Genomic DNA, 15,003 nt, shown 5'->3' with positions numbered 1-15,003 from the left:
CCGCAATTTTCAAACGATCTATTCAAACAATATAATTGTACCAAAACCGAAAGAGAAGTCAACCGAAAAGCGAACATTTTTTCACAAAAAAACATTTTCGTTCGTAAGAATTATATATTTAACTTATGAAAGCCTTATCTTTCTTATAAAAAAAAAGAAACACATCTTATTATAAGAAATGTGTTTCTTTTTTATACTGCCTTTATGCCGGTGGAGCATGTCCATCCTCAAAACGACGTTCTAAGTTAACGAACTTATTGAACTCTTTGACGAATGCAAGTTCCACTGAACCTACTGGACCGTTACGTTGTTTTGCAATAATAATTTCAATTGTATTTTTGTTTTCCGTTTCTCGATCATAGTAGTCTTCACGATATAGGAAAGCTACAATATCAGCATCCTGCTCAATACTTCCAGATTCACGAATATCAGACATCATCGGGCGTTTATCTTGACGAGATTCTACACCACGAGATAACTGTGATAAAGCAATAACAGGCACTTGCAATTCACGTGCAATCCCTTTTAAGGTACGAGAAATCTCAGATACTTCCTGCTGACGGTTTTCTCCTGATTTCCCACTTCCTTGAATAAGCTGCAAATAGTCAATCAAAATCATACCAAGACCTTGTTCTTGCTTTAATCTACGACATTTTGCTCGAATCTCATTTACTTTAATACCTGGCGTATCATCAATATATATACCAGCATTTGAGAGACTCCCCATTGCCATTGTTAATTTTGCCCAATCATCGGAAGTTAATGAACCAGTACGAAGTCTTTGTGCATCAATATTCCCTTCTGCACAAAGCATACGCATAACAAGCTGATCAGCACCCATCTCCAAACTAAAAATCGCTACATTTTCATCCGTTTTCGTCGCTACGTTTTGTGCAATATTTAATGAAAATGCCGTTTTCCCTACTGATGGACGTGCTGCCACGATAATTAAATCATTTCGTTGGAAACCTGCTGTCATCTTATCTAATTCAGTAAACCCAGTTGGTATCCCAGTAACTTCACCCTTTTGATTATGCAAAAGTTCAATTTTGTCATAAGCATCTACAAGAACATCTTTAATGTTTTGGAATGCTTTTGCATTCGTTTGATGGGATACTTCTAATATTTTTTTCTCAGCCTCATTTAAAAGACCATCCACATCATCTTCTCTCTCGTATCCATCCGATACAATATGAGTCGCCGTGCGAATTAAACGACGTAAAAGCGCCTTTTCAGCGATGATGCGTGCGTAATATTCTACGTTAGCTGCAGTTGGCACAACTTCTGCTAACTCTGCTAAGTAAGAAACCCCACCAACTTCTTCTAGTAATCCTTGATCAGCCATTGCTGATGTCATCATTACTAAGTCGATCGGCTCTCCCTTATCAGATAGCCCAAGCATGACTTCAAAAATCTTTTGATGTTTCGTTCGATAGAACGAATCAGGTACCAATAACTCTGATGCTGAAGTTAACGCATCTTGATCAATCAATATGGCCCCTAAAACCGCCTGCTCAGCCTCTATATTATGCGGAGGGGTACGATCAGCAAGTACATCACTCATACGCAATCCTCCTTGCTTAATTTATTTTTATTGTTCACTAACATGAACTTTTACTGTTGCTGTTACTTGTGGATGCAATTTCACAGTAACGTTTGTATAACCTAACGCGCGGATTGCATCGTCCATTTCAAATTTACGTTTATCAAGCTTAATCTTGTGTGATTTTTGCATTGCATCTACGATTTGTTTGCTTGTGATAGAACCAAATAAACGGCCACCTTCTCCAGATTTCGCCTTTAATTCTACAGTTAATTTCTCTAAAGTCTCTTTTAACTCTTTTGCATTTTCAAGCTCTGCTGCTGCATCTTTTTCTTCTTTACGCTTTTGAGCTTCTAAAGTTTTCATACTGCTATTTGTTGCTTCAGCAGCTAATCCTTGTTTTAATAAGAAGTTATTTGCATAGCCATCTGGTACGTTTTTTACTTCTCCTTTTTTACCTTTACCTTTTACGTCTTTTAGAAAAATTACTTTCATGATTGTGTGCCTCCCTGTAAATAGTCATCAATAACAAATCGAAGCTTCTCCTCAGCTTCATCTACTGTAACATTTTTCATCTGTGTGGCTGCATTCGTCAAATGCCCGCCCCCGCCTAAGTTTTCCATAATTAGCTGCACATTCACTTCACCTAAAGACCTGCTGCTAATTCCAATGAGATTCTCGCCACGTTTCGCAACAACAAATGATGCAATAATCCCTGTCATCGTTAATAACGTGTCTGCCGATTGCGCAATAAGCACTTGATCGTAGTAATCATCACTATCAACTTTAGCAATCGCAATTCCATTTTTATAAATGTACGCATTTTTTATAGCTTTTGCAACCCGTAAATACTGATCCATATCTTCCTTTAAAAGTTCTTGTACAAGTACAGTATCTGCACCATGTGAGCGTAAATAAGAAGCAGCATCAAATGTACGAGCCCCTGTCCGGAATGTGAAACTTTTCGTGTCGACAATAATACCCGCTAACAATGCCGTCGCTTCTAACATTGTCATCTTTAAATTTTTAGGTTGATACTCAAGTAATTCTGTAACCAATTCTGCTGTTGAAGAAGCATATGGTTCCATATAAACTAGCAATGGATCTTCAATAAAATCTTCTCCACGGCGATGATGATCAATAACTACTACATTTTCAATTTTATGTAACAGTTTTTGCTCCATCACCATAGAAGGTTTATGCGTATCGACAACAACAAGTAACGACTCATCATTTGCAAATTCCATCGCTTGCTCTGGAGTAATAAAACGAGACCATAACTCCTCATTTTGTTTCACTTTGTCCATCAAACGCTTAATTCCTTTATCGGAATCATTTTCATCTAACACAATATATCCTTTACGCTCATTTAATTGAGCCACTTTTAAAATACCAATCGCAGCACCAATTGCGTCCATATCGGGAGCCCTATGCCCCATAATAATGACATTACTACTTTCTAATACTAAATCCTTTAACGCATGCGAAATGACCCTAGCGCGTACACGGGTACGTTTTTCAACCGGATTTGTCTTACCTCCATAGAACTTAACTTTACCTGTCGCTTGTTTAATAGCTACTTGGTCTCCCCCACGCCCAAGCGCAAGATCTAAACCAGATTGAGCCATTGCTCCAAGCTCTGATAAAGGTAAATCACCTGATCCGACACCCACACTTAATGTAAGTGGTATATTCCTTTTAGATGTTTCTTCACGCACCTGATCTAAAATGCTAAATTTCCCTTTTTCCATCTGCGTCAAAATACTTTCATTTAGCACAACGAAGAATCTTTCTGAAGATGCACGTTTTAAATACGCCCCATACTTAAGTGCCCATTCATTTAGTCGCGATGTCACAAGACTTGTTATATTCGTACGTAATTGATCATCTAATCCTTGTGTAACTTCATCATAATTATCCAAATAGATGACAGCTAAAACAGTCCTTTGATCCTCGTACATCTTTTCGATTTCTGTTTGTTCCGTTACATCAAAGAAATAAATTAACTTTTCTTCTTTCCTTACAAAAACGCGAAACTTTCGATTATTTAAAGAGACTATATCATCAGAAGTTTCTCCTTTAATGAAAAGAAGTAATGTTTCTGATACATCGTAAAGGTGCCATCCAGCTAATGCATGCTGTCCCAGACATGAAGATAAATAAGGATTTGCCCAATCAATCCCATAATCCTTATTGTATAACAAAATACCAATCGGCATTTGGTTAAATGCTTCATTACTTACTTTCTTTACTCTTGTAATCATATCTGTCGTATGCTTTTCGAAATTCCTTTGAAAATTAAGTTCAAATCGTATAACGATAAAGAATACGATACAAAAAATGACAAAAGCAGCTATCCCCATAATTAAATGAAAATAACAGAGAATTGAAATGAGCACAAACACAAAAAATGCCAATACATAAACAGGATATAAAAACCACTGTTTCTTATCAAATTCAGGCATGTATACAACTCCTATAAAGTAAAACTAACTCACCTTCCAGTTAGTTAAACAGATTAAAATAGTATAAGGAATATTATTTTATCCCCCTATTTTAGAACGCAATGAAATCCCTAAGTCAATTATACCTAAGATTGTCACAAGAGGAAACAGCATCGGAATAAACATGCATGCAATAAAACTAATAATAGGAACCCCTTTAGTAAAACCTTTTCTATACGCTAAAAAGGCGATAAATGTCAGACCTTGCAGTACAAGCAATAGTGCAAATATGACATTTAGGTTAGAAAATACCATATGTAAATATGATGTTGGTTCTACTTTTATAAAAGTTGCTAACAAAATAAATATAACGTAATACCAAATGATACTCTTTGGTAATTGTATATCTTTAAATTTAGGCCAAGATATAACGTCATGTTTTAACTTTTTCAAAACACTACCTGATATTATCACTGTAATCCAAGAAAAACATACTGAAACTAGCACAAGTATACTCGGAAGTAACGATTGTAATATATCATTCATTTGTGCAAGTAACTCTTTTTGTTCCTTACTAATCGGCATACCTGTAGCACTTACTATCTTTTCGCTTTTCGCCATACTTTCACTAAATATACTTTGCATTTGCTTCATTATATCTATGTTGAAAAACTTTATACTCGCAACATAAATAAGTACAAAACCAATTAAGTATGCAAGCGTCCCAGCTATTAAGATTTCCACTGGCTTTTTTCTTGTTTTATACATATATCCTAAAACAATCCCTATCAATCCAAACATAATTGTCTTCACTAAATTCATCGGTTGACTCACAATAACAGTAACAAAAAGTGCCGCTACAAAAACCACGAGCACATTAGATAGTTTATGTCTTATCATTAATAGTATAAATGGTAACGGCAACGCAAAAGTTACAACTGTACCCAAAATCGGAACATACATAGATATAAGCAATAACATTGCATATATAGCCAACAACGCGGCGCCTTCAGTAATAAATCTTGCTTGTTTCACATTTTAACCTCTCTTTCAAAAAAGAAAAGCATAGCAAAATGCACAGTAGAGTCCGACTCTACTGTGCATTTCATACGCTATTATTCACCAACATATGGTAAAAGTGCCATTTGACGAGCACGTTTAATTGCAACTGTAAGTTTGCGTTGGTATTTCGCGCTTGTTCCTGTTACACGACGAGGTAAAATTTTACCACGCTCAGAAACGAAACGTTTTAATAAATCAACATCTTTATAGTCAATGCGAGTGATGCCGTTAGCTGTGAAGAAACACACCTTACGACGTTTCGCACGTCCACCTTTGCGTCCTGCCATGTCTATTTCCCTCCATTCTTTGTTAAAACTAACAAATTTACTGTATTAGAACGGTAAATCGTCGTCGGAAATGTCGATCGGTTGACCTACATTTGAAAATGGATCGTCATTCTTCGTAAATCCAGAGTTACCTTGGTTACCTGAATTACTAGATTGACCAAATGGGTTAGAGCCTTGGTTACCGAAACCAGCTCCTGATGGTTGCTGATTAAATGAACCACGTTGCTCCCCACCGCCATTACGCGGCTCTAAAAATTGCACGCTTTCCGCAAGAACTTCTGTTACGTATACACGTTTACCATCTTGTCCCTCGTAATTACGAGTTTGAAGACGTCCATCTACGCCTGCTAAGCTACCTTTTTTCAAATAATTTGCTACGTTTTCTGCTTGTTTACGCCATATTACACAATTAATAAAGTCAGCTTCACGCTCACCTTGTTGATTGGCAAATGCGCGATTCACAGCTAACGTAAAAGTAGCTACTGCAACACCATTGGGCGTGTAACGTAAGTCAGGGTCCTTAGTTAAACGACCAACGAGGATAACACGATTCATCAATCGAACCACTCTCCCTTATATATCAATTATTTTTCTTCTTCTTTAACAACGATATGACGAAGGATGTCTTCGTTGATCTTAGCTAAACGGTCGAATTCGTTAATCGCTTCTGCGTTAGATTTCACGTTTAAGATCATGTAGAAACCTTCACGTAAGTCGTTGATTTCGTAAGCTAAACGACGCTTACCCCACTCTTTCGTGTTAATGATTTCTGCACCATTGTTTGTTAAAACACCTGCAAAACGTTCAACTAAAGCTTTTTGAGCTTCTTCTTCAACGCCAGGACGAATGATGTACATAATTTCGTACTTTCTCATTACACTTTCACCTCCTTTTGGTCTAAACGGCCCGTAATGGGCAAGGAGCAATTAATTTATAGTAATTACTCACGAGTTTAGATTATATCATAGTAAGTTATATGAATCAACTCACCAATACATAAAAAACTTGGCAAACATATAATATATTTGCCAAGCTCATATCTTTATTTTTCCTAGGAAATATTAAATTAAACGTTAAAACGGAAGTGCATAACATCTCCGTCTTTTACGATATATTCTTTTCCTTCTAAACGTACTTTTCCAGCTTCTTTTGCAGCTGTCATAGAACCGTTTGTCATTAAGTCATCGTAAGAAACTGTTTCTGCACGAATAAATCCACGCTCAAAGTCTGTATGAATAACACCAGCACATTGCGGTGCCTTCATTCCTTGTTTAAATGTCCAAGCACGTACTTCTTGAACGCCAGCTGTAAAGTAAGTAGCAAGTCCTAATAGGTCATATGCTGCACGAATTAATTGATCTAAACCAGACTCTTCAATTCCTAATTCTTCAAGGAATACTTTTTTCTCTTCTTCGTCTAATTCAGCGATTTCTGATTCGATTTTTGCACATACAACGATTACTTGAGAATTTTCATTTGCTGCAAATTCTTTTACCATTTGTACGTATTTATTTTCCGAAGGATCGATAACATCGTCTTCACTTACATTCGCTACGTATAACATTTCTTTTGTTGTAAGTAAATGAAGGCCTTTAACAACCTTCATCTGCTCTTCTGTAAATTCAACAGTACGAGCTGGTTTTCCCTCTTCAAAAGCTTCTTTTAAACGAACTAAAATTTCATGCTCATATACCGCTTCTTTATCTTTTTGTCTTGCTAATTTCGCAACACGCTCGATACGCTTATCAACAGACTCTAAGTCCGCTAAAATTAGCTCTAAATTGATTGTTTCAATATCATCAATTGGATCTACTTTCCCTGAAACGTGCGTAATATTTTCGTCTTCAAAACAACGAACAACTTGGCAAATTGCATCTACTTGACGAATGTGAGATAAGAATTTATTTCCTAAACCTTCACCTTTACTAGCACCTTTTACAATACCTGCAATATCAGTAAACTCGAATACAGTCGGAACAGTCTTTTTCGGTTCTACTAATTCCGTTAATTTATTTAAACGCTCATCTGGTACTTCTACAATCCCTACGTTTGGATCAATTGTACAGAATGGATAGTTCGCAGATTCTGCTCCTGCTTGTGTAATTGCATTAAATAAAGTGGACTTCCCTACGTTAGGTAATCCAACAATCCCAGCCGTTAATCCCATATTTTTCACTCCTATGTCTCAATCTTTCATCATTATAGATAGTAACGAAAAAAATGACAAGTTTCCGCCAAACGAAAAAAAGTAACAGTTACCTACTGTAACTGTTACTCTCCCTCTATTCTTCGTGCTTCACAAGTATTTTTTTCACCTTACGATCAAACTCTCTTCGAGGAATCATTACTGAATGGTCACACCCCTCGCACTTAATGCGGATATCCATTCCCATACGAATAATTTTCCAACGATTCTCGCCACATGGATGGGCTTTCTTCATTTCCACAACATCATACAAGTTATATTCCTTTTGCTCCACTCTCCAAACTCCTCTCCATACTAAATTGCTTTTCCACTAACTAATTCTTCACGATTATATAAAACCATACGTGGATATGGAATTTCAATTCCATGTAAATCAAGACGATTTTTAATCTCTTTACGAAGTGCCCTTGCAATAACTGCATGTTGCATCGGTTCTACTTCAGCAATAACACGTAATATAACTTCTGATGCAGCTAATGTTTGCACACCTAATAATTGAGGTGTTGTTACCATTTTTTCGTACTTTGAAGGTAATTCTACTAATAAATCTTCAATAACTTGCTCTGCTTTCGCAATATCAGCCTCATATGAAATAGATACATCAACAAACGCTACACTATTACTAACTGAGTAGTTAGTAACTTGAACAATACTTCCATTTGGTAAAGTATGAATTTCACCTGTCCAACTCTTTACTTTCGTTGTACGAAGTCCAATTTCTAAAACGACTCCTTCAAATTGACCGATTTTAACATAATCGCCAACCGAAAACTGATCTTCTAACAAAATAAATAAACCTGTAATAACATCTTTCACTAAACTTTGAGCACCAAATCCGACTGCTAAACCAATTACCCCAGCACCCGCTAATAAACCTGATGCATTAATATCAAACACACCTAAAATCGCAATTAGCATAATGAACATAACAACGTACGCTACAATATTTTCAAGTAATTTCGCTACTGTAACTGTACGACGTTCTGAAATTTGAATTGGAGAACGACTTCCCATGCGAAACGCATTTCGTACAACCGCTCTTGCAATTCGCACAACAACTGCACCAATTGTTAAAATAATACATATTTTTAATGTCGCAACTCCAATATGAGCCCAACGATCAGCATCTAATAAATACTGTTTCATAGAATTAAACCACTTCGCTAATAAATCCATGTACCTCTACCTCTCTAGCTAAAATTTCTTTTTAGTTACCCTTATTATTGTATCAGAAGTCCCCTAATTGCTGAAAAAATTTTATGATTTTAATCCTATTTTATCCCCGACATCCAGGTATAAAATGGAACGAATATATATATACTAGTACTATTATTTCCGTTTTCATTCACATTTTGCAAAAATTACGCACTTATAACTTTCCATTTTCCTCACCATATAACATATATTGAAAATTTATTAAAAGGATGGGTGCTTCATGAATATTGGAAGTTTTCGCTTACCATTTTTTGAGAAAGAAACTCAAAACGTTATGCACCAAGATCTAGAAGCCTCCGAGATAATCAGTAATTTCTTACTTACCCATATTCCTATTAAAACTAATATACCACTCATTCTCGTTTGTATCGGCACAGATCGCTCTACAGGTGACGCACTCGGCCCATTAGTTGGTACAAAACTTGAACAAATAGACATCCAAAACCTCCAAGTATTCGGTACACTAGATGAGCCAGTACATGCGCTAAATTTAGAAGAGAAAATTCAGAATATACAGAAAGAATATCCTACTGCATTTATAATTGCTGTTGATGCATGTTTAGGAAAGTCCCAAAATATCGGATCAATCACTACTGGAAAGGGACCTAGTAAACCTGGAGCTGCTATGAATAAGAAATTACCTGCAGTTGGTGATTTGCACATACACGGTATCGTCAATCTAAATGGGTTTATGGAGTTTTTTGTTCTTCAAAATACAAGATTAAGTTTAGTCATGAAAATGGCTGATGTAATCGCACAAAGTATAAAAGAGACGGATCAAAAATTATCCGCATTAAAAAAAGCAAACCATCTATAAATAATAAGATGGTTTGCTTTTTAATTTTTCTGTGCTAATAGTTCTAAAATACGATTTAAATCTTCTTTATTAAAAAATTCAATTTCGATTTTACCTTTTTCTTTTTTCGTCTCTTTAATTTTCACATCTGTGCCAAACTTTTCTCTTAAGAACGTTTCACGTTCTACGAAAAATATATTTCGCTCTTTTTTCACTTTTTTTGTTTCACGTGAAACGTGTTGATTAATCTCTTGGACGATTTTCTCTAATTGACGAACATTTAATCCTTCTTTTTCAATGCGTTTCAATAAGGACTTCAATTGTTCTTCATCTTTTATCGTAAGTAAAGTTCTCCCATGAGCCATTGAAAGTTGACCATTTGCAATCATATCTTGTACGAAAGAAGGTAGGCTTAATAACCTAGTATAATTTGCAATGTAAGGTCTGCTTTTACCAAGACGTTTCGCTAATTGTTCTTGCGTTACATTTAGCTCATTCATTAACATCTGGTATGCCATTGCCTCTTCCATAGGATTTAAATCTTCTCGTTGTAAGTTTTCTAACAAAGCAAATTCCATCATTTGCTGTTCATTTAATTGTCTTACAACCGCAGGTACTTTTTCTAAACCAGCCTCTTTCGCAGCACGAAATCGTCTTTCACCTGCAACAATTTCATATCCTTTAATGCTCTTCCTAGCAATTAATGGTTGTAGAATACCGTGTTCCTTAATCGAAATTGCTAATTCCTGAATCGCCTCTTTATTAAAGTGTTTACGCGGTTGATATGGATTCGGCCTTAATTCAGTTACAAGAATCTCCTGAATTGTTTCCTCTTCTTTCACATCTAAATCAGGAAAAAACACATTAATTCCTCTTCCTAATCCTTTAGCCACCTGCAATCACTTCCTCTGCTAAATCTATATATACTTCTGCTCCTCTTGATTTAGCGTCATACTGCATAATAGGTTTCCCATGACTTGGAGCCTCGCTCAAGCGTACATTACGCGGAATAATCGAGCGATATACTTTATCCCTAAAATACTTTTTCACTTCATCTATAACTTGGATTCCTAAATTTGTACGGGCATCCAACATTGTTAACAATACACCTTGAATTGCTAAATTTTTATTTAAATGTTTTTGTACAAGTCGAACTGTATTTAATAGCTGACTTAACCCTTCTAGTGCGTAATATTCACACTGTACAGGAATAATAACAGAATCTGCTGCTGTTAATGCATTAATCGTTAATAACCCTAAAGATGGGGGACAGTCGATAATAATATAGTCATATTCATCACGAACTGGCTGTAATGCTCTTTGCAAACGTACTTCCCGGGAAATAGTCGGTACCAATTCAATTTCAGCACCAGCTAATTGAATTGTAGCGGGTAGAACATCTAAGTTTTCAGTTGCGGTTTTCTGTATAACCCCTTGAACATCTGCATCTTCCACAAGAACGTTGTAAATACATTGATCTAATTCAGATTTTTCAATTCCCACACCAGTCGTTGCATTTCCTTGAGCATCAATATCTACAAGAAGGACTTTTTTACCTACTTGCGCCAATCCAGCCCCTAAATTAACAGATGTTGTTGTTTTTCCAACACCGCCTTTTTGATTAGCAATAGCAATGATTTTTCCCATGATGTCACCTACTTTCAACCTTTCTATCTTATTCTAGTAACAATTACGTTTATTGTAACATGAAATAAAACTTTTTCTTTTACGTCCTTTATTAAACTTCAAAATTTATTTCTAAACTCCTTCTTCATTTAACAAGAAAATATAGTAAAAGAGACCTCTCCAATAGGATAAGGTCTCTAGCACGTCATTATTATTTTTTCTTTGGAATTTTAATTGTAATTTGATAGTACTCATCAAATTCTTCTTCCTCAGAATTAACATTCAAACCACTTTCAGTAACCATTTGTAAAGATTGTCTAATTGTATTCATAGCAATCCTCGTATCTCGACTTACTGCTTTTTGCTTTGCCTTACGCTTCGGTTTCGCTTCCTCTAGTAACTTCGCAATTCGTTCTTCTGTTTGCTTTACATTTAGTTGTTTCTCCACAATTTCCTGTAAAACTTTCAGTTGTAATTCCTCATTTTTTAAAGGAATGAGAGCGCGGGCATGACGTTCTGTAATGCTTTTTTCTAATAATGCACTTTTTATTTCTTCAGGCAACTTTAACAATCGCAACTTATTTGCGATTGTAGATTGTCCTTTTCCAAGTCGTTGTGCCAATGCTTCTTGTGTTAAATTATGTAACTCAATCAGCTTTTGATATGCCACAGCTTCCTCGATTGCCGTTAGTTCCTCACGTTGCAAGTTTTCAATTAAAGCTACAGAAGCTGTCTCTGTATCATTTAAGTTCTTTATAATTGCAGGAACCTTTTCCCAACCTAACTTTGTTGCCGCGCGAAAACGTCTTTCTCCAGCAATAATCTCGTACTTATCATCCTCATATTGCCTTACAACAATCGGCTGAATAAGTCCATGTGTACGAATTGTTAATGCTAGCTCATCAATACGCGCATCATCAAAAACTGTTCTTGGTTGATAACGGTTAGGGGTAATATTTACTATCGGAATTTCTTGTATTTCTTCATATACCTTTTTATCTATCTCTTCATGGCTTTCGTCTTGTAATTCGAATTCGCTCTCTTTATCTCCAAAGCCAAATAAACGAGAAAACGTATTTTTCATACATATTCCACCACCTTTTAGGCCTATTGACTATTCTCCATAAAATGTTTCCTATGAAACATTTACGTTTTCATTTATATAATTTAATCTTACGTCTAATAAGATTTATTTTTCAATAGGTAATTTATTGGGTGTTCCCGGTTTGCGTGGATATTTCTTTGGTGTCTTGCGCTTTTTCTCGATTAATAAAATATTACGTTCACTCTCTTCAAACGGTAATTGGAACGTAGACATCTCTTTTAACTCTCCGCCTAGCACCTCTAAAGCATACTTGCCATTTTCAATTTCTTCGTTTGCTGCTGCACCTTTCATTGCAATGAATGTTCCTCCAACTTTTACAAGCGGTAAACATAGCTCACTTAATACAGAAAGACGCGCAACTGCACGTGCCATTACAATATCGTATGATTCACGTACACCTTCTTTTTTCCCAAACGTTTCAGCACGATCGTGACAAAATGCAACATCACTTAATTCTAACTTTTGTGCTAAGTGATTTAAGAAATTAATACGTTTTTGCAACGAATCTACAATTGTTACTTTTAAATGCGGGAAACAAATTTTTAAAGGAATACTTGGGAATCCAGCCCCTGCACCAACATCGCAAATTGAGAATGGTTTTGAAAAATCATAATAAAAAGCAGCTGTAATGGAATCAAAAAAGTGTTTTAAATATACTTCTTCTTTTTCTGTAATAGCCGTTAAGTTCATTTTTTCATTCCACTCTACTAATGTTTCAAAGTAGATTTTGAACTGCTCTAACTGTCTAGAAGAGAGGGTGATTCCCTTCTCTTCTAGCATAGATTGAAATTGTTCTATGTTCATCTAGCAATATCTCCTTACTATTTATTGGTTCGATACGCGTGCAATTTTTCCTTGTTCTATATACACAAGTAAAATGGAAATATCCGCTGGATTTACGCCAGAAATACGTGAAGCCTGCCCCATTGAAAGTGGACGAACATCTTTCAATTTCTGTCTAGCTTCTGAAGCAATGCTAGAAATCGCATCATAATCAATATCTACAGGGATTTTTTTATTCTCCATTTTCTTCATACGCTCTACTTGCTGTAAAGATTTTTCAATATATCCTTCATACTTAATCTGAATTTCAACTTGTTCTTTAACTTCATCACTTAATTCTACTTCACTTGGTACTAAAAGATGAATATGCTCATATGTCATCTCTGGACGACGTAATAAGTCACTTGCACGTATTCCATCTTTCAATTCACTTCCGCCAATATTGCGAATTAATTCTTGAACTTCAGGACGTGGTTTAATAATAATGCTGCTTAAACGTTCCTTTTCCTGTTCAATTTGTAATTTTTTATTTGTAAATCGCTCATAGCGCTCTTCTTTAATTAATCCAATTTTACGACCAACTTCAGTTAAACGAAGATCAGCATTATCGTGGCGTAATAATAGACGGTATTCTGCACGAGACGTTAATAAACGATATGGTTCATTTGTACCTTTCGTTACAAGATCATCAATTAAGACGCCAATATAAGCATCCTCGCGACCTAAAACAACTTCTTCTTTACCTAAAGAACGGCATGCTGCATTAATTCCAGCCATAAGCCCTTGTCCGGCCGCCTCTTCGTAACCAGAAGTTCCATTAATTTGTCCTGCTGTATATAAATTTTTAATCTTTTTCGTTTCAAGTGTTGGCCATAGTTGTGTTGGCACAATTGCATCATATTCAATTGCATAACCTGTACGCATCATTTCAACATTTTCTAGGCCTGGAATTGTTCTAAGCATGTCACGTTGTACATCTTCTGGTAAGCTTGTGGATAAACCTTGTACATATACTTCTTGTGTATTACGCCCTTCTGGCTCTAAGAAAATTTGATGACGTGGTTTATCATTAAATCTTACTACTTTGTCTTCAATAGAAGGACAGTATCTAGGACCTGTTCCTTTAATCATACCAGAATACATAGCTGAACGATGTAAATTTTCATCTATTAAACGGTGTGTTTCTGTACTTGTATATGTCAACCAACATGGAATTTGATCCATAATAAATTTCGTTGTTTCAAAAGAGAATGCACGTGGCTTATCATCACCTGGTTGAATTTCTGTTTTACTGTAGTCAATTGTATTACTGTTTACACGAGGAGGTGTCCCTGTTTTAAATCTCACAAGATCAAATCCAAGCTCCTCTAAATGCTCAGATAATGTAATAGACGGTTGCTGGTTATTTGGACCACTTGAATATTTTAAGTCGCCCATGATAATCTCGCCGCGTAAAAATGTTCCAGTTGTAATTACAACTGTTTTTGCTGTATATTCTGCACCAGCTTGTGTAACTACCCCTTTACATACACCTTCTTCAACGATTAAACGCTCTACCATTCCTTGGAACAACGTTAAGTTTGGTGTTTCTTCAATTGTTTTCTTTAATTCATGTTGGTAAGAGAATTTATCAGCTTGCGCTCGAAGTGCACGTACGGCTGGTCCCTTACCTGTATTTAGCATACGCATTTGAATATGAGTTTTATCAATATTACGTCCCATTTCTCCGCCTAATGCATCAATTTCACGAACAACAATCCCTTTTGCTGGTCCACCAACAGAAGGGTTACATGGCATGAATGCTACCATATCCAAGTTAATTGTTAACATTAATGTTTTTGAGCCCATTCGTGCTGCCGCAAGACCAGCTTCACATCCTGCATGACCTGCACCGATTACTATGACATCGTATGAACCGGCATTGTATCCCATTGTT

The 15,003-nt window shown here is 35.9% G+C and carries 16 protein-coding genes; 1 reads left to right on the top strand and 15 read right to left on the bottom strand.

Features of this window, described 5'->3' with window-relative positions; genetic code table 11:
• Nucleotides 1–202: 202 nt before the first annotated feature.
• The 10 genes from dnaB to D1166_RS16685 form a co-directional block, all read right to left on the bottom strand.
• Nucleotides 203–1,564 carry a replicative DNA helicase gene (dnaB, locus tag D1166_RS16730; protein WP_001286148.1) on the bottom strand — a complete coding sequence of 454 codons (1,362 nt, stop codon included), beginning with the start codon at nucleotides 1,562–1,564 and terminating at the stop codon, nucleotides 203–205.
• 27 nt (nucleotides 1,565–1,591) lie between these two features.
• On the bottom strand, nucleotides 1,592–2,038 hold the full coding sequence (rplI, locus tag D1166_RS16725) for a 50S ribosomal protein L9 (RefSeq protein WP_000864228.1): 447 nt from the start codon (nucleotides 2,036–2,038) through the stop codon (nucleotides 1,592–1,594).
• Complete coding sequence (locus D1166_RS16720) at nucleotides 2,035–4,008, bottom strand: DHH family phosphoesterase (RefSeq protein ID WP_001113788.1); 1,974 nt, start codon at nucleotides 4,006–4,008, stop codon at nucleotides 2,035–2,037. The genes rplI and D1166_RS16720 overlap by 4 nt, the downstream gene beginning before the upstream one ends.
• A 78-nt stretch (nucleotides 4,009–4,086) precedes the next feature.
• Complete coding sequence (locus tag D1166_RS16715) at nucleotides 4,087–5,022, bottom strand: YybS family protein (RefSeq protein ID WP_000806422.1); 936 nt, start codon at nucleotides 5,020–5,022, stop codon at nucleotides 4,087–4,089.
• An 80-nt stretch (nucleotides 5,023–5,102) separates the two neighbouring features.
• Complete coding sequence (gene rpsR, locus D1166_RS16710; protein WP_000918873.1) at nucleotides 5,103–5,336, bottom strand: 30S ribosomal protein S18; 234 nt, start codon at nucleotides 5,334–5,336, stop codon at nucleotides 5,103–5,105.
• A gap of 45 nt (nucleotides 5,337–5,381) precedes the next feature.
• On the bottom strand, nucleotides 5,382–5,894 hold the full coding sequence (ssb, locus tag D1166_RS16705) for a single-stranded DNA-binding protein (protein ID WP_000981966.1): 513 nt from the start codon (nucleotides 5,892–5,894) through the stop codon (nucleotides 5,382–5,384).
• A gap of 26 nt (nucleotides 5,895–5,920) precedes the next feature.
• Nucleotides 5,921–6,211: a 30S ribosomal protein S6 gene (gene rpsF, locus D1166_RS16700; RefSeq protein WP_001233778.1), complete on the bottom strand. Its 291-nt coding sequence runs from the start codon at nucleotides 6,209–6,211 to the stop codon at nucleotides 5,921–5,923.
• A gap of 191 nt (nucleotides 6,212–6,402) precedes the next feature.
• Complete coding sequence (gene ychF, locus D1166_RS16695) at nucleotides 6,403–7,503, bottom strand: redox-regulated ATPase YchF (protein ID WP_000524672.1); 1,101 nt, start codon at nucleotides 7,501–7,503, stop codon at nucleotides 6,403–6,405.
• Nucleotides 7,504–7,618: 115 nt separating this feature from the next.
• Entirely contained in the window at nucleotides 7,619–7,816 is a 198-nt protein-coding gene (locus D1166_RS16690) for a DUF951 domain-containing protein (RefSeq protein WP_000435485.1), read from the bottom strand.
• Between the two features lie 20 nt (nucleotides 7,817–7,836).
• Nucleotides 7,837–8,718: a mechanosensitive ion channel family protein gene (locus D1166_RS16685; protein ID WP_000364815.1), complete on the bottom strand. Its 882-nt coding sequence runs from the start codon at nucleotides 8,716–8,718 to the stop codon at nucleotides 7,837–7,839.
• A gap of 259 nt (nucleotides 8,719–8,977) precedes the next feature.
• Here D1166_RS16685 and yyaC point away from each other — a divergent pair, with 259 nt between their 5' ends.
• Entirely contained in the window at nucleotides 8,978–9,574 is a 597-nt protein-coding gene (yyaC, locus tag D1166_RS16680; RefSeq protein WP_001020715.1) for a spore protease YyaC, read from the top strand.
• A gap of 20 nt (nucleotides 9,575–9,594) precedes the next feature.
• On the opposite strand, the gene spo0J is transcribed toward yyaC, so the two are convergent.
• The 5 genes from spo0J to mnmG all read right to left on the bottom strand — a co-directional run bounded on the left by spo0J (nucleotide 9,595) and on the right by mnmG (nucleotide 14,999).
• The gene (gene spo0J, locus D1166_RS16675) at nucleotides 9,595–10,446 is read right to left on the bottom strand and encodes a stage 0 sporulation protein Spo0J (protein ID WP_001051829.1); all 852 of its coding nucleotides are present in this window, start codon (nucleotides 10,444–10,446) and stop codon (nucleotides 9,595–9,597) included.
• Entirely contained in the window at nucleotides 10,439–11,200 is a 762-nt protein-coding gene (gene soj, locus D1166_RS16670) for a sporulation initiation inhibitor protein Soj (RefSeq protein WP_000516114.1), read from the bottom strand. The genes spo0J and soj overlap by 8 nt, the downstream gene beginning before the upstream one ends.
• 190 nt (nucleotides 11,201–11,390) lie before the next feature.
• Nucleotides 11,391–12,263 carry a nucleoid occlusion protein gene (gene noc, locus D1166_RS16665; RefSeq protein WP_000799016.1) on the bottom strand — a complete coding sequence of 291 codons (873 nt, stop codon included), beginning with the start codon at nucleotides 12,261–12,263 and terminating at the stop codon, nucleotides 11,391–11,393.
• 105 nt (nucleotides 12,264–12,368) lie between these two features.
• Complete coding sequence (gene rsmG / locus D1166_RS16660; RefSeq protein ID WP_001019628.1) at nucleotides 12,369–13,088, bottom strand: 16S rRNA (guanine(527)-N(7))-methyltransferase RsmG; 720 nt, start codon at nucleotides 13,086–13,088, stop codon at nucleotides 12,369–12,371.
• A 21-nt stretch (nucleotides 13,089–13,109) separates the two neighbouring features.
• A complete protein-coding gene (mnmG, locus tag D1166_RS16655) occupies nucleotides 13,110–14,999 on the bottom strand; it encodes a tRNA uridine-5-carboxymethylaminomethyl(34) synthesis enzyme MnmG (protein ID WP_000541055.1) in 1,890 nt (629 codons plus the stop codon).
• Between the last annotated feature and the right edge of the window lie 4 nt (nucleotides 15,000–15,003).

It is taken from the genome of Bacillus sp. ISO11, assembly GCF_003458115.1.
Taxonomy (GTDB): Bacteria; Bacillota; Bacilli; order Bacillales; family Bacillaceae_G; genus Bacillus_A; species Bacillus_A cereus.
Note: the sequence above shows the minus strand (reverse complement) of the source record. Positions and strands in the feature narration are given on the sequence as shown.